This window comes from Deltaproteobacteria bacterium (genome assembly GCA_016875225.1).
In the GTDB taxonomy this organism is placed as follows: domain Bacteria; phylum Myxococcota_A; class UBA9160; order SZUA-336; family SZUA-336; genus VGRW01.
This window is the reverse complement of the sequence record VGRW01000070.1, coordinates 1-18340: the sequence shown is the minus strand read 5'-3', so window position 1 is coordinate 18340 and position 18340 is coordinate 1. Positions and strand designations below refer to the sequence as shown.

At 71.2% G+C, this 18340-nt stretch carries 20 protein-coding genes and 1 tRNA gene; 9 read left to right on the top strand and 12 right to left on the bottom strand.

Annotated elements, in window-relative coordinates; genetic code table 11:
* A partial coding sequence (locus tag FJ108_14535) for a hypothetical protein (protein ID MBM4337099.1) occupies positions 1-799 on the bottom strand: 799 nt, incomplete at its 3' end.
* Between the two features lie 184 nt (positions 800-983).
* Here FJ108_14535 and FJ108_14530 point away from each other — a divergent pair.
* Positions 984-2390 carry a LamG domain-containing protein gene (locus FJ108_14530; GenBank protein MBM4337098.1) on the top strand — a complete coding sequence of 469 codons (1407 nt, stop codon included), beginning with the start codon at positions 984-986 and terminating at the stop codon, positions 2388-2390.
* A gap of 37 nt (positions 2391-2427) precedes the next feature.
* On the opposite strand, the gene FJ108_14525 is transcribed toward FJ108_14530, so the two are convergent.
* The 4 genes from FJ108_14525 to FJ108_14510 form a co-directional block, all read right to left on the bottom strand.
* Positions 2428-2504: transfer RNA gene (locus tag FJ108_14525), tRNA-Arg, on the bottom strand.
* Positions 2505-2573: 69 nt separating this feature from the next.
* Positions 2574-2912 carry a hypothetical protein gene (locus FJ108_14520; protein ID MBM4337097.1) on the bottom strand — a complete coding sequence of 113 codons (339 nt, stop codon included), beginning with the start codon at positions 2910-2912 and terminating at the stop codon, positions 2574-2576.
* 77 nt (positions 2913-2989) lie between these two features.
* On the bottom strand, positions 2990-4402 hold the full coding sequence (locus tag FJ108_14515) for a hypothetical protein (GenBank protein MBM4337096.1): 1413 nt from the start codon (positions 4400-4402) through the stop codon (positions 2990-2992).
* Positions 4393-5073, bottom strand: coding sequence for a hypothetical protein (locus FJ108_14510; protein MBM4337095.1), 681 nt, complete (start codon positions 5071-5073; stop codon positions 4393-4395). Before FJ108_14510 ends, FJ108_14515 begins: the two co-directional genes overlap by 10 nt.
* 58 nt (positions 5074-5131) lie before the next feature.
* Here FJ108_14510 and FJ108_14505 point away from each other — a divergent pair, with 58 nt between their 5' ends.
* From FJ108_14505 to FJ108_14495, 3 genes are read left to right on the top strand one after another with little or no spacing between them, the layout of a single operon-like run.
* A complete protein-coding gene (locus FJ108_14505; protein MBM4337094.1) occupies positions 5132-5818 on the top strand; it encodes a DUF3047 domain-containing protein in 687 nt (228 codons plus the stop codon).
* Positions 5819-5834: 16 nt separating this feature from the next.
* Positions 5835-6794 (top strand): radical SAM/Cys-rich domain protein, encoded by a 960-nt coding sequence (locus FJ108_14500; GenBank protein MBM4337093.1) that lies wholly within the window; start codon positions 5835-5837, stop codon positions 6792-6794.
* Positions 6791-8311 carry a mercuric reductase gene (locus tag FJ108_14495; GenBank protein MBM4337092.1) on the top strand — a complete coding sequence of 507 codons (1521 nt, stop codon included), beginning with the start codon at positions 6791-6793 and terminating at the stop codon, positions 8309-8311. The genes FJ108_14500 and FJ108_14495 overlap by 4 nt, the downstream gene beginning before the upstream one ends.
* Here FJ108_14495 and FJ108_14490 read toward each other — a convergent pair.
* From FJ108_14490 to FJ108_14480, 3 genes are all read right to left on the bottom strand, one after another.
* Positions 8308-8580: a hypothetical protein gene (locus FJ108_14490; GenBank protein MBM4337091.1), complete on the bottom strand. Its 273-nt coding sequence runs from the start codon at positions 8578-8580 to the stop codon at positions 8308-8310. The genes FJ108_14495 and FJ108_14490 overlap by 4 nt on opposite strands.
* 239 nt (positions 8581-8819) lie before the next feature.
* Positions 8820-9047 (bottom strand): hypothetical protein, encoded by a 228-nt coding sequence (locus tag FJ108_14485; GenBank protein ID MBM4337090.1) that lies wholly within the window; start codon positions 9045-9047, stop codon positions 8820-8822.
* Complete coding sequence (locus tag FJ108_14480; protein MBM4337089.1) at positions 9044-9550, bottom strand: sigma-70 family RNA polymerase sigma factor; 507 nt, start codon at positions 9548-9550, stop codon at positions 9044-9046. The genes FJ108_14485 and FJ108_14480 overlap by 4 nt, the downstream gene beginning before the upstream one ends.
* A 182-nt stretch (positions 9551-9732) precedes the next feature.
* Between FJ108_14480 and FJ108_14475 the strand changes: the two genes are divergently transcribed.
* Together FJ108_14475 and FJ108_14470 are read left to right on the top strand one after the other, a co-directional pair.
* Positions 9733-10683 (top strand): hypothetical protein, encoded by a 951-nt coding sequence (locus tag FJ108_14475; protein ID MBM4337088.1) that lies wholly within the window; start codon positions 9733-9735, stop codon positions 10681-10683.
* Positions 10658-11272, top strand: coding sequence for a TIGR00730 family Rossman fold protein (locus FJ108_14470; protein ID MBM4337087.1), 615 nt, complete (start codon positions 10658-10660; stop codon positions 11270-11272). Before FJ108_14475 ends, FJ108_14470 begins: the two co-directional genes overlap by 26 nt.
* A 13-nt stretch (positions 11273-11285) precedes the next feature.
* On the opposite strand, the gene FJ108_14465 is transcribed toward FJ108_14470, so the two are convergent.
* From FJ108_14465 to FJ108_14450, 4 genes are all read right to left on the bottom strand, one after another.
* The gene (locus FJ108_14465) at positions 11286-11567 is read right to left on the bottom strand and encodes a hypothetical protein (protein ID MBM4337086.1); all 282 of its coding nucleotides are present in this window, start codon (positions 11565-11567) and stop codon (positions 11286-11288) included.
* 131 nt (positions 11568-11698) lie between these two features.
* Positions 11699-11992 (bottom strand): FHA domain-containing protein, encoded by a 294-nt coding sequence (locus FJ108_14460; GenBank protein ID MBM4337085.1) that lies wholly within the window; start codon positions 11990-11992, stop codon positions 11699-11701.
* Between the two features lie 48 nt (positions 11993-12040).
* The gene (locus FJ108_14455) at positions 12041-12856 is read right to left on the bottom strand and encodes a carbon-nitrogen hydrolase family protein (GenBank protein ID MBM4337084.1); all 816 of its coding nucleotides are present in this window, start codon (positions 12854-12856) and stop codon (positions 12041-12043) included.
* 30 nt (positions 12857-12886) lie between these two features.
* A complete protein-coding gene (locus FJ108_14450; protein ID MBM4337083.1) occupies positions 12887-13930 on the bottom strand; it encodes a sigma-54-dependent Fis family transcriptional regulator in 1044 nt (347 codons plus the stop codon).
* Positions 13931-14044: 114 nt separating this feature from the next.
* On the opposite strand from FJ108_14450, the gene mutL reads away from it, so the two are divergent.
* From mutL to der, 3 genes are all read left to right on the top strand, one after another.
* Entirely contained in the window at positions 14045-15808 is a 1764-nt protein-coding gene (gene mutL / locus FJ108_14445; protein MBM4337082.1) for a DNA mismatch repair endonuclease MutL, read from the top strand.
* Entirely contained in the window at positions 15643-16725 is a 1083-nt protein-coding gene (gene miaA, locus FJ108_14440) for a tRNA (adenosine(37)-N6)-dimethylallyltransferase MiaA (GenBank protein ID MBM4337081.1), read from the top strand. The genes mutL and miaA overlap by 166 nt, the downstream gene beginning before the upstream one ends.
* The coding region (der, locus tag FJ108_14435) for a ribosome biogenesis GTPase Der (GenBank protein ID MBM4337080.1) at positions 16667-18340 on the top strand (1674 nt) is incomplete at its 3' end. The genes miaA and der, both read left to right, overlap by 59 nt.

Sequence of the window (18340 nt, the reverse complement as noted above, 5' to 3'; positions counted from 1 at the left end):
ACTCGAGCGGCAGGTCGCCCCAGACGACCTCGAGCCCCAGCCCGCCCATCGCGCGAACGATGAACAGATCGTCGCGCTCGAAGTGGGTGACGAGGCGGCCGCCGTCCTCGTCGATGGTCCAGTCGTCCTCGTCTGCCTCCCGCGTCAGCGCGTCGAACTCGGGCACCTGCGCGGCCGGGTTCCCGAGGAACGCCGCGAAGTCGAAGGGTTTCTCGCCGCGGTGCTTCAGGATCTGCAGACCCGGGGGCGGCGCGACCGGGGCCGCGGCGACGTCCGGCGTCCTGGGCAGCTTCGCGGCCAGCGACTTCGAGTCGACCGAAGCCAGGTAGCGGCGATCGAGCGAGCGGTCGCCGTCCGCCTCGGCCACGAAGCGCATGCCGATCTGGAAGTACGCGCGCGTCAGGTCGACCTCGTCCGGCGGCTCGAACACCGCGCGGCCGTCGACGATACTTCCCGCGCTCGAGCGATCGACCTTTCCGTCGCCGTTGGAATCCCAGAGAAAGACCGGCCGCAGCGCGCCGCGTCCGGCGCGAGCGCGCTCGACCAGCTGGCGGCCGAGTCCGATGCTGAGCCGAAGCGGGAGCCGCTGCTCGACCCGGAAGTCGTCGAGCGTGCCCTCGATGTCGTTCTCGGCGTGGTAGAAGAGCTCGCCGGTCGGGGCCTTGTAGTGAAGCTTCGGCTCATACTCGTCGCCGCGCGGATGCACCCAGAGGTCGCGCGTGTTCGGATCGACGGCCTGCGCGATCAACGCGGCCGTCGCAAAGCAGCACAGGGTTCCGAGCGCGACCGTCCGTCTCATGGCGACCCTCCAGTCGTCCGCGTGAAGTGGGCGTCGCGCGAGGCGAGGTGTCGAGTTGCTCGCGAGCTGCGCGGGGCCTGCTTCGGTACGGACCCGCTCACCGGCCGAGAGATTTCTTCGCTGCGTCTGCCTTTTGGTGTTCTGCATCACGTCGCGCCGGCAAGACCTTGGCGAAGTTCCCGACATGCCGCGGATCTCGCAGAGCCCCGAAGGCCGCCCGTTCGGGCGGTTGGTGGACCTGCTCGCCCTCGGCAGCCTGCTGCTGGCGCTGGCCTGTGGCGGCGGGGGTGGAGGCGGCGGCTCTTCGTCGGGTGATCCGGATCCCGATCCGCCGCCGGACGGAGGCTCGGGCGGCGGGACCACGCCGCCCCCGACGCCGGTGCCAATGCAGACCGCGGAGGTTCGCTTCCTGGCCTCGGAGTCCGACGGGGTGCTCGGCTACCGGCTGTCGATCGCGACCGCGAGCGGCCGCTACGGCTCGGGAATCCAGCTCGATCTTCCGGTCGGCACGGCGGACGACGCGGGCGGTGGCGTGCTCGCGGTCGACGTCGAGGTCCCGCGCGACTCCTACAGCTACCTCGCGATGCGGGCCTACTCGGCGTCGGCGTTCTCGACCTACTCCAACGAAATCGTGATTGCGCCCGAGTCGAGCGCGAGCTCCTCGTCGGCGGTTCCGGTTGGCGAGTCCGACGAGGCGCGCGGGGCCATGACGAGCGCGCCGTCGAGCCGAACCCGGCTGTCGGGCGCAAGCGGATCGTACGCTTCGACCGGCAGCTCGACCGGCGGGTCCACTTCGGATGGAAGTGACTCGGACGCGGCCAGCGCCGACGAGAGCGCGGAGCTTGCGAGCGCGGGCGCGCCCGGCTCGCTCGACTTCGACGGCGCGGGCGAATACCTGTCGAGCTCGGCCCCCGCTGTGCTCGGCGTGAGTCAGCCACTCACCCTCTCGCTCTGGGTTCTCGCAGATCCCCGCGCCACGGGGAGTCGCGGGCTGGTCCGCGTGCGCGGCGGCGGGGATTCGACACAGAACCGCGTCGAGCTGACCTCGAGGGGCGCGGAGCTGCGCATGGCCGTCCACGACGCGTCCGGCCAGCTCGTCTACCAGGCGAGCTACTCCTCGGCCCTGGTCGCAGCCGACTGGCAGCACGTCGCGCTCAGGTTCGACGCGACCGTCGACGCCGCGCCGATGCTCTTCGTCGACGGCCGCGTGCTGGCTCCCGAGACGTCCGAGTTCACCGGCTCCGCCCCGATCTTTGCCGACACGCCGGGGCTGATCGTGCTCGGCGGCGGCGACGGCGCCGACGTCGGAACCTGGTTCGGCGCCATCGGCCACGCCGCGCTCTTCTCGACCGCGCTCGCCGAGGACGAGATCGACGAGATCTGGTTTCGCGGCCACTCACTCGACCTGCGCGAGAGCCTGGGCGCCTACGACTCCGCAGCCGCGCTGCTCCACTACTGGAGGCTCGGCGAGGACCCCACCGCCGTCGCGGCCGACCTCGGCAGCGCGCGCCCGCCGATCGACCTCGACGACCCCGCCGGCGGCATCGACGCCACCGACATCGTCGCCGACGCGCCCGCTCCGCTGCCGTAGCGCCACCCGGCGCCGCGCTCGACACCCGTCGCATCGATGGCGTCCCCGATGCGATTCGAACGCATGACCTGCTGCTTAGGAGGCAGCCGCTCTATCCATCTGAGCTACGGGGACGGGCAAGCGCAGCGACGCGTGAGTCTCGCGCGCGGGCCGTCGTGCCGCCAGATCGGGGGCGGGAGCGGCTCAGCCGGTCAGGATGTGCTCGAAGAATTCGTCGAACTCTTCGTTGCCGCGCTCGATGAAGATGCCGAAGCCCGGCTTGGCCTTCTCTTCGCTGGGGAGCTGCTTGGTGTTCCAGCTCACGGTGCCTCGGACTTCGATCTTGCTGCCGTGCCGATCGTGGAAGACGATGCGCACGGGCGCGCCGACGGAGGGGAGCACGTTCGCGCGCGCGAACAGGCCTTCCTTCGAGACGCTCTTGATGTGGCCCGTGCCGCGCAGCTTTCCGGACTCGAAGGCAGCGGGAATTCGCTTCATCACTCGGCGCAGGCGTCTGCGCTCGATTCCGTTCGGCGGCGTCATCTGGATCGGGCTCCCTGGCGATTCATCGGCGCGACTGCAAGCGCGCTTTACAGCGGACTGGACGGCGGAGCGCCGGGTCAGGCGAAGAGGCGCGCGAGCTGGGAGACGATCGTCAGCGCGCTGAAATAGCCGTAGAAGGCGAATGCGCCCGCGAGCATGGCGATGCGCGGCCACGACGGCCGCAGCGCGCCGCGGAAGGTGCGCAGGTTCAGCCAGATCAGCAGACCGGAGTACAGGAACATCACGCCGGCGTTCAGCGACGCGGAGAGCACCAGGAGCGTGAGCGGGCTCGACAGCCCCAGGCCCAGCACCGCGACCCCGAAGGCGATGAAGGCCCAGAGGAACAGGAAGTAGAGCCGCCCGATCGTGAAGCGCGCGCTGTCGCGCAGGAACGAGACGCGGGCCAGGTCGGCGACCACGCGCGAGACGGCGTCGAGAAGCGCGAACTCCGTCGAGAGCAGCACGAAGATCGAGGCCCAGAGAAATGCGAGCCGCGCGGCGCCGCCGAAGCGCAGCCGGAGCGCGTCGGCCTGATCGCGCAGGAAGCCGAAGTCCGGCGAGAGCGGCGCGTCCGGCGCGAGCAGCGTATGGGTCAGCAGACAGAAGAGCGCAAGCGATCCCACGCAGAGCAGCTGGAAGGTGACCAGATGCTCCAGGTTCGCGCGACGCCACCAGACCCGCCAGCGCGCCAGGTTCTCGGCGCTGCCGGCGAAGCGCAGGCCAATCTCGCTCTGCGCCTCTTCGCGTCCCGAGAACGGGCTGGTGATCCGGCCGATGTAGGCGCCCATTCCGTAGCCCTTGTCGCGGATGTAGTTCGACTGCGCCAGGTTCACCGAGCCTCCCGCGCCCGCGAACGCGAGCGCGCCGAGGAAGAGCGGCAGCTCCACGCCGTCCGGGATCCGGCCGATCTGCAGCGCGCCGCCGAGAAGCGCGCCGACGTCCGCCGCGCGGATCAGCAGCACCGCGAGCACGAGCAGGAGCGCGAAGATTCCCAGCACGAGCACCGTCTGGACCGCCTCGACGGTGCGGTACACGACGGGGCCTAGCGTCAGCAGGACCCCGCAGGCGATCAGGCCCGCGATCGCGTACGCGGTCGGGCTGCCGCCGATCTGCCAGGCGAGCAGCTCGCCCGCGCCCGTCGCCCAGCCCGGCCAGATCCACGGCACGGTTCCGCAGACCAGGAAGATCGGGCCGAGCGGCCGCGCGAGCCGGACGAAGCCGGTCACCGCGCTCTCGCCGGTCGCGAGCGTGTAGCGCTCGATCTCCATGTTCATGAAGTACTGCAGCGTGACGCCGATCCAGGCGCCCCAGAACAGCGCGAAGCCGTGCTCGGCCGTGAGCCGCGGCCAGAGCACGAGCTCGCCACTGCCGATCGAGAGCCCCGCCAGGATCACGCCCGGCCCGAGCATGCGCCGGAACGGGACGGGCGCCGGAAGATCACGCTCTTCGGTGTCGGGAAGCCGGCCGGACGGAGGGCGGACTACCTCCACCGGCGGTCGTCCTGGATCGCGTAGTAGGTGAACTCGCTGCCGTCCTTCGCGATGAATCGGAAGCTGAAGTAGCGGCCCGGCGTGCCCTCCTTGGGCGGATTCCTCTCGAGGTACCGCGAGATCAGCTTCGCGCCGTCGCTTCCCTCCCCGACGCCGTCGACGACGAGGCGGCTGTCGCCGCCGTCGAAGTCGAGCGCGCGCTCTGCGGCGGCGGGATCGTCGCCGCCCATCTCGCGAACCCGGAGCGAGCCGCGATGCGCGTGGTAGGTCAGCGATCCCGCCTTCACCATGCGACGGAAGTCCGCCACCCCGTAGTCCGGGCGATTTCGCGTGCGAAAGTGCAGATGCAGCACCCCTCGCCGGTCCGGCACGCGCCGCTCGATGCCCGAGTAGCAGTACTGCGCGCCTTCGACCTGGATTCCGTAGAAGGTCGCCTTGAGCGAGCTGCCGCCGGCCGCCTCCGGTGCTGACTTGAGCTCGATCGAATCGAAGAGCTCGACCTGACCGCCATCGGCTAGCTTGCAGGTGACCGGCGAGACGTAGCGTCCGGATACGAACGAGATCGCGAGGTCGTCCGCGTTCACGCGCGGGGGCGGCTGATACTCGCTCTGCGCGAGCGCCGCCCCTGGCAGCGCTGCGACGACGAGCGCGAGAAGAGTTGCGAGCCGCATCGCAGGCAGTGCTAGCCTGCCGCGTGCCCGGCTGCAACCAGATGCGGGGAGCGAGCATATGTCGACCGGGATGCTTGCGAAATGGCTTCTCGCCACCGGCCTGGCGGTGCAGACCTACGCGCTCCCCGCGCCGGGCGGGGAGGGCTGGCGAGCGCTCGCATTCCCGCGCATCGAGAGGCAGACCGTCTACGAGCCCGCGGAGATCGACGGCGGGCCGGTGCTGCGCGCGCAGGCGAGCTGCTCCGCCTCCGCGCTCCTGCACGCGGTGCCGGGGCTCGAGCTCGCGCGGACGCCGTGGCTGCACTGGCGCTGGCGCGTGGACCGGGACCTCGGGCCGCGCGAAGTCCGCGCGAAGACCGGCGACGATTTCGCGGCGCGCGTCTACGTGGCGTTCCGATTCGATCCCGAGCGCGCGTCGAGCTGGGAGCGCCTGAAGCGCGGTGCGCTCCGCCTAGTCTACGGTGCCGAGCTTCCCGGCAGCGCACTGAACTACGTCTGGACCGCGACCGAGCCCGCGGGCCGGTTCTGGTCGAGCCCGTATGCCCCGCAGTCGCGAATGGTCTCGCTCGGAGCGAAGCCTTCGGGCGAGTGGCACCCCGCGCGAGTGGACGTGCAGGCGGACTACCGGCGCGTGTTCGCCACCGAGCCGCCGCCGATCGAGTTCGTCGCGGTGATGTCGGATGCGGACGACACGTGCTCCGAGTCGCTGGCGTGGTTCGCGGATCTGCGCTTCGCTTCGCAGTGAAGAGCGGGGAGCCGGGATGAGCTTCGAGGACGCAATCGCTTCGCGCGGACTCGAGCCGCTCGCGCGCAGCGCCTCCCGCGTGCTGCAGCTGAACCTCACGCGCCGCTGCAACCTGGCCTGTCACCACTGTCACGTCGAGTCGTCGCCGCGACGCACGGAGGCGATGGATGCGTCCGTGATCGAGCGCGCGCTCGCGCTGCTCGAGCGCAGCCCGGGAATCGACAGCGTCGATCTGACCGGCGGCGCGCCCGAGCTCCACCCCGTGTTTCGCGAGCTCGTGCGCGCGGCTCGCGCGAGCGGGCGGCGCGTCATCGACCGGTGCAACCTCGTGATCCTCGACGAGCCCGGCCACGAGGACCTGGCCGGGTTCCTCGCGTCGAATCGCGTCGAGGTGGTGGCGTCGCTGCCGTGCTACGAGTCCGAAAACGTCGATCCGCAGCGGGGGCGGGGCGTCTTCGCGCGCAGCATCGCGGCGCTGCAGCGGCTGAATGCGCTCGGCTACGGAAGGCCGGGAAGCGGACTCGTGCTCGACCTGGTCCACAACCCGACCGGGGCGTTCCTGCCGTCCGCGCAGGCGGAGCTAGAGCGAAGCTACAAGCGCGAACTCGGGCAACGCCACGGGATCGAGTTCGACCGCCTGCTCACGCTCACGAACATGCCGATCCGCCGCTACGCGGAGTGGCTGGCGCGAAGGGGCGAGCTCGCGGCCTATCAGGCGCTGCTCGTGAACCACTTCAATCCCGCCGCGGTGCCCGGTCTGATGTGTCGCACGACGGTGTCGGTCGACTGGCGCGGCGAGCTCTTCGACTGCGACTTCAACCAGGCGCTCGACCTGCCGTGCGGCGGAAAGCGCCGGACGATCTTCGCGATCGGGTCTCTCGACGAGCTCGACGGCGAGCCGATCGCGACCGGCGAGCACTGCTTCGGCTGCACCGCGGGTGCGGGCTCGAGCTGCTACGGGGCGCTCGCGCCATGAGCCGTCCCGGAACCCTTCTGCCTCGCGACGAATGGAACCAGAAGCTGGTCGAGAGCGTGCACCCGCCGGGCTGGCGCAACCCCGAGCCCGCGTCCCGCTACGACCTGGTGGTGCTCGGCGCGGGAACCGCCGGGCTGGTGAGCGCGGCCGTGTCAGCGGGGCTCGGCGCGCGGGTCGCGCTCGTCGAGCGCCACCTGATGGGCGGCGACTGCCTGAACGTGGGCTGCGTGCCGTCGAAGACGCTGATCCGCTCCGCACGCGCCGCGGCCGACGTGCGCGATGCGAAGCGCTTCGGCGTTGCGGTTCCGGACGGAGTGGACGTCGATTTCGCGGCGGTGATGGAGCGCGTGCGCCGGGTGCGCGCGGAGATCGCGCCGCACGATTCCGCGCAGCGCTTCGCGTCGCTCGGGGGAAACGTCTTTCTCGGCGAGGGTCGCTTCGTCGAGCCGCAGGCGCTCGAGGTCGCGGGCGCGGTTCTGCGCTTCAAGCGCGCCGTCGTGGCGACGGGCGCTCGAGCCGCGGCGCTGCCGATCCCCGGCCTGGTCGAAGCGGGATTCCTGACCAACGAGAGCGTGTTCGAGCTCGAGCAGCGCCCGTCGCGGCTCGCGGTGATCGGAGCGGGACCGATCGGCTGCGAACTCGCGCAGTGCTTCGCGCGCCTCGGCGTTCGGGTGACGCTCCTCGAGGTCGCGCCGCAGATCCTGATCCGCGAGGACCCCGACGCCGCCGCGATCGTGCAGGACGCGCTGGCTCGCGACGGCGTCGAGCTGCTTTTGGGCGCGAAGCTGGAGCGCGTGGGGCGCAACGGCGCGGCGAAGACGCTGCACGTCTCGGTGGCGGGAGCTTCGCGTGAGCTCGAGGTCGACGAGATCCTGCTCGGGATCGGCCGCGCGCCGAACGTCGAGGGCATCGGCCTCGAGGCCGCGGGCGTCGCCTTCGACGGCGCGCGCGGGGTCCACGTGGACGATCACCTGCGCACGACCAACCGCCGCATCTTCGCCGCGGGCGACGTCTGCATGTCGGCGAAGTTCACGCACGCCGCCGACGCGGCCGCCAAGCTCGTGGTGCGAAATGCGTTCTTCTTCGGCCGCGGCCGGGTGTCCGCGCTGCGCGTTCCGTGGTGCACCTACACCGATCCCGAGGTGGCGCACGTCGGCTGGTACCCGCGCGACGCCGAGGCGAACGGGGTCGCGATCGACTCGTACGTCACGCCACTGCGCGCGAACGATCGCTCGCGCGCCGAGGGCGAGGAGCACGGCTTCGTGAAGATCCACGTGAAGAAGGGCACGGATCGCGTCGTCGGCGCGACGATCGTGGCCCGCCACGCGGGCGAGCTGATCGCCACGATCGCGCTCGGATTGTCGGCCGGGCACGGGCTCGGACGGCTCGTCGACCTGATCCTGCCGTACCCGACGCAGGCAGAGGCGATCAAGGCCGCGTCGGGCGCGTACACGCGCACGCGCCTGACCCCCAGGGTCGCGCGCCTGCTCGGACTGCTGATCCGGATCGCCCGCTAGCGCCGCAGCTCGAAGACCTTGATCAGGTTGTAGACGTGCGATCGCGCGAGCTGGAGCCGTCGCGCCACCTCGCTCACGTTCCAGTCCGCGGCGTCGAGCTCGCGCGTCAGGAGCTCGCGCTGGAATTGGCGCGTCGCCTCGCGGAACGAGGGTGGACGATCGCAGCCCCGCTCCAGGGTTACCGACCCTCGCGGCAGGCCAGCTTGCGGTGGGAAGGGAAGGTCACCACCCGATAGCTGCCGCGAGGGCCGGCTCCCCCGCCCACTCATGGGCGAAGCCTTTCCCGTGAGATGCCTGCGCCGATCTCAGGGTGCGTGCAGCGGCCAGCACATTCCGATGTCGCTCCTCGGCCCGATCCGCTCGTTGTCACGCGAATGTGGTGAGCAGGTTGCGTGCCAGCCGCGAGACGCGCGCTGAGCGTCGGGCAGGCGACCGAGTGTCCAGCGTTCTGGTCGCAGCCAACGGCTTCGCTCCAGGATTCTGGACGGACGCCGCCGGGCCGCTCGGCTCAGACCGTGCGTGCGGCCAGGATCGCGTGGACCAGGGCTTCGGGGATCGGCTCGGCGGGCTCCTCGGCGACGAGCGCGCCGAGCGCGAGGGTCTTGCGGTAGCTCTCCAGGTAGACCACGCACTGCGGACACAGGCTCAGGTGCCCTTCGAAGATCCGCTGCTGCTTGTCCGGAAGCTCGCCCGCCAGATAGTCGTGCAGGAACCCGGTGCACTCCTCGCAGTTCACGGCGCTCCTCGTTCTCGCATGTGCGGGTCGAGCAGGCCCCGCAGCGCCAGACGCGCGCGGTGCAGGCGGATCTTCGCGGCGTTCGGCGTCACGCCGAGGAGCTCCGCGGTCTCCTTGGTGTCGAGACCCTCGATGTCGCGCAGCAGCAGCACGGTCCGGTAGTCGGTCGGCAGCCGGTCGATCAGTCCCCGGACCATCTCGCGCGTCTCACGGCGCTCGAGCGCACCGAGCGGCTCGGGGCTCCTCCACTCGCGCGGCTCGTCGAGGTACTGGCCATCCTCGACGAACCGGGGCAGGAGGTCGTCGATCGACATTTCGGGCCGGCGCGCGCGGCTGCGCAGGCGCATCAGCGCGGCGTTCACGACGATCCGGTGCAGCCAGGTCGAGAGCCTTGCGCCGCCCTCGAAGTTGCCGATCGCGCGGAAGGCGGAGATGAACGCCTCCTGCACCGCGTCGGCCGCGTCGTCGTCGCTGCGCAGCAGCCGCCGCGCCACGGCCAGCATTCGCGGCCCCTGGGCCCGGACCAGCTCCGAGAACGCCGAATGGTCGCTCGCTTGCAGGCGAGCGACCAGGGCGGTCTCTCCGTAGTCCGGGTACGCGCCTTCGTGCTCGGCCACTCGGAGACCGTACCACAGCTCTCCGGCGGCTTGAAACACGCGGCGGCCAGGGCGAGACTCGGCCGCCGATGCGACGCTGGCTGCTGCTCGGGCTGTCTCTGCTCGCCTGCTCGGACTCCGGGCCACCGCCGTACGGCATCGCCGGCGCGCCGGAGCAGCGCTTTCGCTTCGAGGCGGAAGAGAGCTTCGACATCGACGGCACGAAGGTCCGGAGCGTGCGCTTCGCCGACCTGACCCTGCGCGCGAAGCCCGAGACGAGCGGCGAGACCGAGGTCGAGCTCTACATCGACCGCTACTCCTCGCGCACCGAGGGCATGCCCGATGGCGCAAGCGAGCTCTCGCTCTCCGAGAAGGGCTACTGGGTGCAGACCGCGAAGACCGGGCGCGTGGGCTTCGGGCCGGACGAGAAGACGCTCGGCGGAGACACACCGCTCGAGATCCGCGCCCGCCCGGCGGCGTCGGCGGATCTCGACACGAACGGGGAGATCCTGGCGCCGCTCTGGCAGAGCCCGCACCCGATCCTGTTCGACATCGCGCTGCTCGACTGGCTGCTCGTGGCGTTGCCCACGCGCGCCCCCGAGGGCAGCCGCGCCTGGGTCGCGCGGCGGACCGTGCCGCAGACCGGGCGCTTCAACCTGGGCGTCGAGCTGCCTCTGCGCTGGGAGGTCGCGCCCGACGCGCCGGGGCTCGTGCGAGCGAGTGGCTCGGTGACGCGCGGGTCGCTCCGTGTCGCCGATGGGCTGGAAGGAAAGCTCGCGCTCGACGCGCGCGGCGAAGCCGAGCTGCTTCCCGACGGGCGCGTGAAGATCGCGACGTTCGAGCTTCGCCTCGATCTGCAGTCGGAGGACGGCACGCACGTCGCGTCCATCCACCGCGTGCTGGTTCGCTGCGCGAGCTGCGAGGATCCGATCAACTCACCCGCGCGAAGCTCCGATAGCGCGGGAGACCGTGAAGGAATTCCGAAGCAAGGACACGTGGACGATCTTCCGGATCATGGCGGAGTTCGTCGAGGGGTTTGAGACGCTCGGCCCGATCTGGCCGGCCGTGTCGGTCTTCGGTGGCGCGCGCGCTCCGGTCGACAGCGAGACCTACCGCCTGGGCCGCGAGATCGGCCGCAGCCTCGGCCGCGAGGGCTTTGCGGTGATCACCGGCGGCGGGCCCGGCGCGATGGAGGCGGCCAACCGCGGCGCCCACGAGGTCGAGGCACCGTCGATCGGCCTGAACATCAAGCTGCCCTTCGAGCAGCACGACAACGGCTACGCCGATACCGCGATCCACTTCGACTACTTCTTCGTGCGCAAGGTCATGTTCGTGAAGTACGCCTGCGCATTCGTCATGCTGCCCGGCGGCTTCGGCACGCTCGACGAGATGTTCGAGTGCCTGACGCTGAAGCAGACCGGAAAGTGCCGCGACATTCCGGTCATCCTGGTCGGCAGCGACTACTGGTCGGGCCTGATCGGATGGCTCGAGACCCGCGTGCTCGAGATGGGAATGATCGCGAAGAAGGACCTGAAGCTCTTCTCGCTGGTCGACACCAGCGAGGAGGCCTGTCGGCTGGTGAAAGAGGGCTGGGAGCGGATGCGGCAGGAGAGCCCGGAGGGCGCCTAGCCGGCCCGCCTGACTAGATCCGCCGGTACTCGCGGCCGCAGCTGCGGCACTGCGCTCGCGCGCCGTGCGAGGAGAGCAGCGAGCCGCAGCCGCACAGGCCTTCGAGCAGCCGCGCGCGCGCCTCGAGCTCGCCCCAGACGTCGTCACCGCTCTCGATGCGGTAGTGCTCGCCCTCGCGGACCACGACGGCCCCGGCGACCAGCATGCGCTCGATCTCGAGCTCCACCTCGGCCTCCTGCTGGAGGGTCTCGGAGACGATCTCTCTCGCGCGGCGGGACAGCCAGTGGAAGTTCACGGCCCCGGGCTGAGCAAGCGCCGTGCCCGCCCCCGGGGCGCGGATCAGGGGCGGGGAGGGGGGGCGATCTGCCCAGGGGGCAGGACAGGCGTCCAAACTGGGCAACGGAGTTCCCCTGCCGGGTTCGCGCGCTACTCGCGCCGGAAGATCAGGCGGGTCTGGCCGATCTCGATCTCGTCCCCGTGGTCGAGCTCGGTCGAGCGGACGCGCTTGCCGTTCACCTTGATACCGTTGGTGCTCTGAAGGTCTTCGAGCAGGTAGGTTCCGCCGTCCGCCAGAACCACCGAGTGCTCGCGGCTGATGCTCTCGTCGGCCAGCTGCAGGCCGCACGTCGGCGCGCGCCCGATCAGGGTCTCGGCCGAGACGATCTCGAAAACCACGTCGGGCTTTCCCGCCGCGCGCACGATCAGCGCTGCCTTCGCCATCGCAGCGGAAATCGGCAGCGCGCCGGACCCGCTTGAGGCGATGCAGCGCTAGAGCCGGCGGTGTCGAAGCGAGGGCAGCCGCCGGCGCACGTCCTCGAGCCGCCCGAAATCGAGCTCGGCGAGCGCGACGCCTTCGCCGTCGGGCGCCGTGCAGAGCACCGTGCCCCAGGGATCGACGATCTGCGCGCGGCCGTACGATCGGCGGGTGGGGCCGTGCTCGCCCCACTGCGCCGCGGCAATCACGAAACACTGGCTCTCGATCGCGCGCGCGCGCAGCAGGACCTCCCAGTGGTCGCGGCCGGTGGGAACCGTGAAGGCCGCGGGCACGAGCAGCACGGTCGCGCCTCGGTCGACCAGCGCGCGGTAGAGCTCCGGGAAGCGCACGTCGTAGCAGACCGAGAGGCCGAGCGTGCAGTCCGCGAGCTTCGCGACCACGACCTCGCTTCCGGGCGCGACGCTCTCCGACTCGCGGTGCACCGCGCCCGGCAGATCGACGTCGAAGAGGTGGATCTTGCGGTAGCGCGCGAGAATCTCGCCGCCGCGATCGATCACGATCGAGGTGTTGAAGACCCGCGAATCGCCGTCGATCCGCTCCGGGAACGTGCCGCCGGCGAGCACGATCCGGTGCTCCGCCGCGCGCTCGCGCAGGAAGCGCACGATCTCGCCGCCGGGAACGTCCTGCGCGTGGGGGTTTCGGCCTGGCCCCGTGGCTTCGCGCATCAGCGCGAAGTTCTCGGGCAGGGCGACGATCTCCGCGCCGCGGCGCGCGGCCGCCTCGATCAGCTCCGCGGCGCACGACAGGTTTCGCGCGACCTCGGAGCCCGACGTCATCTGCACGACGGCTGCGATCATCGCCCGGAGCATAGCGCGGCGCGCTTGCGCACGACGCGCGGACTAGCGGAACTCGTCCGGATCGATGCCGTTGCGGCGCAGCACGTCGTAGAAGTCCTTGCGGTCCTTCTTGGCGATGCGCGCGGCCCGGCTGATGTTGCCGCCGCAGAGGCGCAGCACGCGCCCGACGTAGTCGCGCTCGAAGGCGCGTTTCGCGTCGCGGAACGACGGCACCTCGTCACTCGCCTCGGATCCCAGCTGCAGGTCGTCCGCGTCGATCTCTTCGCCGCGCGCCATTCGCAGCGCCGCGCGGACCCGCTCCAGCAGCTCGCGCTCGTTTCCCGGCCAGCCGTAGTCCTGCATCCGCTGCTGCGCCTCGCGCGTGAAGCCACGCGCGCTAGCCGGCCGGCCGAGCTCGCGTTCGATCTCCTCGCTCGCCTGCGTTAGCGCCCGCGACGCGAGCGGCAGCACGTCCTCGCGCCGGTCGCGAAGCGCGGGGATGCGGATCTCGAGCAGGCGCAGCCGCTCTCCGAGGTCCGGATCGAGCTTTCCGCTCTGCACCAGCGAGTCGAGGCTCTCGATGCTCGATCCGATCACCCGGCAGTCGAGCGGGGTGGTCGCGCTCGCGCCGACGCGGCGAATCTGACCCTCGCCGAGCGCGACCCCGAGCACGCGCTGCAGATCCCTCGGGATGGCCTCGATGCGGTCGATCAGGACCGTTCCGCCCGCATTCCTGGCGAAGGCGCCGACCGACTCCGTGGGCAACGAGGGCAGCGCGCCGCGCTCGCAGCCGAGCAACTCGCGAGCGAGAAGTGTCTCGGGGACGAGTGAGGCGTCGAGCGCGAAGAAATCGCCAGTGGTCCAGTCACTGGCCTGATGGACCAGCCGCGCGATCAGCTCCTTCTCCGCGCCGTCTTCAGCCGACACGAAGACGTGGAATCGGCCGCGGCCGGCGACGGAGATCTGCTCGATCGCGCGCTGGATCGCGCGGCTCGATCCGACCAGGCGGTCGCCGCGGCGTCGCGTGGCGCCCGAGGATCCCTTGAGCAGAGGACTCGCTCCTCCGATCTGTGCCCTGGGTTCCGCAGACGGAGCCAAGCCTGACATATCAACCCCCCTCGATCCGCAAGAGGTTCTCCAAGGTCGGCCGACTGTCAAGGAATTTCTCACTTGCCGCGAACGCGCCGAGCGGCGCAGAGCGCGCGTGATACTTTCCCGAAGGTGGGGAAAGTCCGCGTACTTCCATCCGAGCTCGTCAATCAGATCGCCGCCGGCGAAGTCGTCGAGCGCCCGGCTTCGGTGGTGAAGGAGCTGGTCGAGAACGCCCTGGACGCGCACGCGACACAGATCCGCGTCGCGATCCGGGAAGGCGGAATGGCCGCGATCTCGGTCAGCGACGACGGCACCGGGATGGGTCCGGAGGACGCCCGGCTGGCCTTCGAGCGGCACGCCACGAGCAAGCTGGAGAGCGCCGAAGACCTGGCCCGCGTGAGCTCGCTGGGCTTCCGGGGCGAGGCCCTGCCGAGCATCGCCTCGGTCGCGGCGGTGCGAATGCGCACGCGGCAGCGCGAGGACGCGATCGGCACCGAGCTCGAGGGCTTCGGGGCGGGCATCGAGCGATCCGCGCCGGTCGCCTGCGCGGAGGGCACCACGATCGAGGTCCTGGAGCTCTTCGGGCGGGTGCCCGCCCGCCGCAAGTTCCTGAAGAGCGCGGTCACCGAAGCGTCCCACGTCGTGCGCTGGCTGGAGCGGATCGCGCTCGCGCGTCCGGACGTTCGCTTCGAGCTCGAGCGCGACGGACGCCGAGCGCTGCTCTGGCTGCCGACCCGAGACGCGCGCGAGCGGGTGCTGGCGGTGCTGCCGCCCGGGGCGGGCGAGGATCTGCGGCCGGTCGGGGGCGAGACGCCGACGTTGCGCGTGACGGGCTTCGCGAGCCCGACGCACGTGCTCCGCAGCGGCCCGTCGGACCTGCACGTCTACGTGAACGGACGACCGGTGCGCGACCGGCTGCTGCAGTTCGCGGTGCGCGACGCGTACCGCGACGCGCTTCCGCCGGGACGCTACCCGGTCGTCGTGCTCTTCCTTCAGGTCGACCCGGGTGAGGTGGACGTGAACGTGCACCCGGCGAAGTGGGAGGTGCGCTTCCGCGATCCGGCCGCGGTCACCGCTCTGCTGCGCCGAGCGATCGGGGCGGCGGTGCGCGTCGGAACCTCGGCCGCACTCGAGTACCGGCTCGCGCCCCTCGCGCAGGGCGGGGGCGGGGCCGTGGCCGCCGGCGACTTCGACCTCTCCGCGGGCCTCTTCGCCCCTACACCACCTGGGGTCGCCGAGAGCGCGGACAGCCGCCCGACGGCAGCATCGCCCGGGCTCTCGTTCGCGCGGCTGCGCTACGTCGGCCAGGCGCTAGGGCTGTATCTGGTGCTGGAAGGCGAGTCCGGCCTCGTGTTGATCGACCAGCACGCCGCTCACGAGCGCGTGCTGTTCGAGCGCCTGCGGCGCGCCGTGCTCGAGGACAAGCTGGAACGCCAGCCGCTTCTGGTTCCGCTGGAGCTCGAGCTGTCGCGCGCGGACGCGGAGATACTCGACGCGAACGCCGAGCTTCTCGCACGCGCCGGAATCGAGCTCGAGACGGGCGCGGCCACTCTGCGCGGAACCGTGCGCGCGAGCCTGCGCTCGCTGCCCGCGCTCCTCGCCGGGCGGCGGGGAGCGAGTTGGCCGGAAATGCTCGCCGAGACCGCGCGCGCGCTCGCCGAGCCCGGACCCCGCGAGTCGCGCGACGGGCTCGAGCGCGCGCTGCACGAGCTCCTGGCCAGCTCGGCGTGCCACGCGGCGGTGCGAAAGGGCGATCGGCTCGACCCGCGCGAGGCCGGCGCGCTCCTCGAAGCCCTCGACGACACGCTCTGGTTCCCGAACTGCCCGCACGGCCGGCCGATCCTGGCGACGCTCGACCGAGCCGAGCTCGAGCGCCGCTTCCTGCGACGCTAGTGGCGGCGGATCGCCCGCGCGTGATCGCGATCGTCGGCCCGACCGGGACAGGCAAGACGGAGCTCGCCTGCGCCGTGGCGCGTCGGTCCGGCGCCGAGGTGGTGAGCGCGGACTCGATGCAGGTCTACCGCGGCATGGACATCGGCACCGCAAAGCCGAGCGCGGCGGTTCGCGCCGAGGTTCCCCATCACGGCCTCGACCTGGTGGATCCCGACGAGCCGATGTCCGCGGGCCGCTGGGCCGAGCTCGCGCGCAGGGCCGCGTTCGAGATCGCCGCGCGCGGACGCCCGGTCCTGCTCGTCGGTGGCACCGGGCTCTACGCGCGGGCGTTCGCGGGCGGGCTGATCGCGGGCCTCGGATCGGACGCGGCGCTCCGAGCCGAGCTCGAGACCCGATCGAGCGAGGATCTGCGCGCCGAGCTCGAGCGCGTGGACCCCGCGGCCGCAGCGCGGATCGGCCGAGCCGACCGCGTGCGCACGGTTCGCGCGCTCGAGGCGCATCGGCTCGCGCGAAGTCCGATTTCGGCCGAGCAGGCGCGTCACGCGTTCGGCGATCGGCCGTTCGAGGTCGTCTGGCTGGGTCTGGCGATGGATCGCGATCGGCTCGCGAGCCGCCTGCGAGCGCGAACCGAGGCGATCTTCGCGGCCGGGCTCGTCGAGGAGCTCGCTTCGCTCCTGGCGGCGGGGTTCGCGCCCGGCCTGCGCCCGCTTCGCGCCATTGGCTATCGCGAGGCCGGAGATCTGCTCGCGGGCCGCCTCTCGCGCGCCGACGCGATCGAGCGCGCCTTCATCGCGCCCCGGCGCTACGCGAAGCGACAGCGCACCTGGTTCCGCGCCGAGCCAGAGCTCGAGTGGATCGATGCGGAAGCGCGCGAGCCCGCGATCGAGCGCGTGCTCCGGGCGATCAGCCGTCGTTGATCGTGTTGTACGAGATGCCGATCTTGACCGGGCAGGGGCCGTACTGCTCGGCGTAGAGCGCCCAAGCGTCCTCGGCGGAGCGGTAGAGCGCCGGCTGGGAGCCCTCGCGGAAGAGCGTGACAAGTCCGGGAATGAACTCGAAGACCGCCGAGATCTCGCGGAAGATCGCGCCGCCGACCTGCACGCCGTTCAGGAAGATGAAGCCCGGAACGGCGCCCGCGACCTTGAGCGCGAGCTCGTCGTCGATCTCGGTCAGGCCGTAGTACATGTCCTTGCCGATGATGACGGGCGCGAGCAGGGCATCGAACGGCGCGAGAACCAGATTCGCCCCCGCGCGGCAGAGCTGGCTCGCATCGGCCTTCGCGTCTCCGGGCGCTCCCGAGAGCGCGGCCATCAGCGCGAGCGCCAGGAACGCGGTTCGAACGGACAGAGATCCCGCTGCATGCACCATCGAACCGACCCTCCCGGAGCAAGCGAACCGTGCGAGCCTCGCCCAAAACCGCAAGCTGTGTCAACCAGTGACCGCACTGGAACGTTCTGGAGTGGCGCGCAGATGAGCAAAAGTGGCAGAGAGGGCCCGCCGCTGGTCGCCATCGTCGGTCGCGCAAACGTCGGAAAGTCGACGTTGTTCAACCGGCTCCTGCGCGAGAGCCGCTCGTTGGTCGAGGACCGCCCCGGGGTGACGCGCGATCGCGTCGCCTCGCTCTCGCTGATCGAGGGCCGCGAGGTCCTGCTCGTGGACACGGGCGGCCTGGACCCGGAGGCCGAGCTGGGAATTCCGGCCGCGATCCGGCGCCAGGTGGACCTGGTCGTGGCGGACGCGGCGGTGATCGTCTTCGTCGTCGACGCGCGCGACGGAGTGCTGCCCGGCGACCAGCAGATCGCAGAGCTCCTGCGGCGCGCCGGCCCCCAGGTCGTGGTCGTCGCGAACAAGGCCGACAACCCCAAGCTCGAGGCGGCGAGCGCGGAGTTCCACCGGCTCGGCTTCCCGGAGATCATTCCGACCTCGGCCGCGCACGCGCGCGGCCTCGTCGACCTCGAGATCGCGATCGCCGAGCGCCTTCCCGCGTCCAGCGAGCCCGTGGCGACCGAGCGACGGGCGGGTCCGCCTCGGCTCGCGATCGTGGGCCGACCGAACGTCGGCAAGTCGTCGCTCCTGAACGCGCTGCTCGGAGAGGAGCGCAACATCGTCGCCGACGAGCCAGGAACCACGCGCGACTCGACCGACTCCTTCCTGCGCGTCGACGAGCGCGAGGTCGTGCTCGTCGACACCGCGGGTATGCGCAAGCCGGGCCGCCGCTCCGACCGGCTCGAGCGCGGCAGCGCTCTGATGGCGCTGCGCACGATCGAGCGCGCCGACGTGGGCTTGCTCGTGCTCGACGCGGAGACGGGCGTGGCCGAGCAGGACGCGAAGATCGCGCGCCTCGCGCTCGACCGCGGCCGGCCGCTCGTGCTGGTGCTGAACAAGTGGGACACGATCGAGAACGGTCACCGCGGCGCCGAGGTCGAACGCCAGCTGGAGCGGAGGCTCGGCTTCGTGCCCGAGCCCGTGATCGTGCGCACCAGCGCGATCACCGGTAGAGGGCTCGCCCGGCTTCTGCCCGAGGCGCTGCGC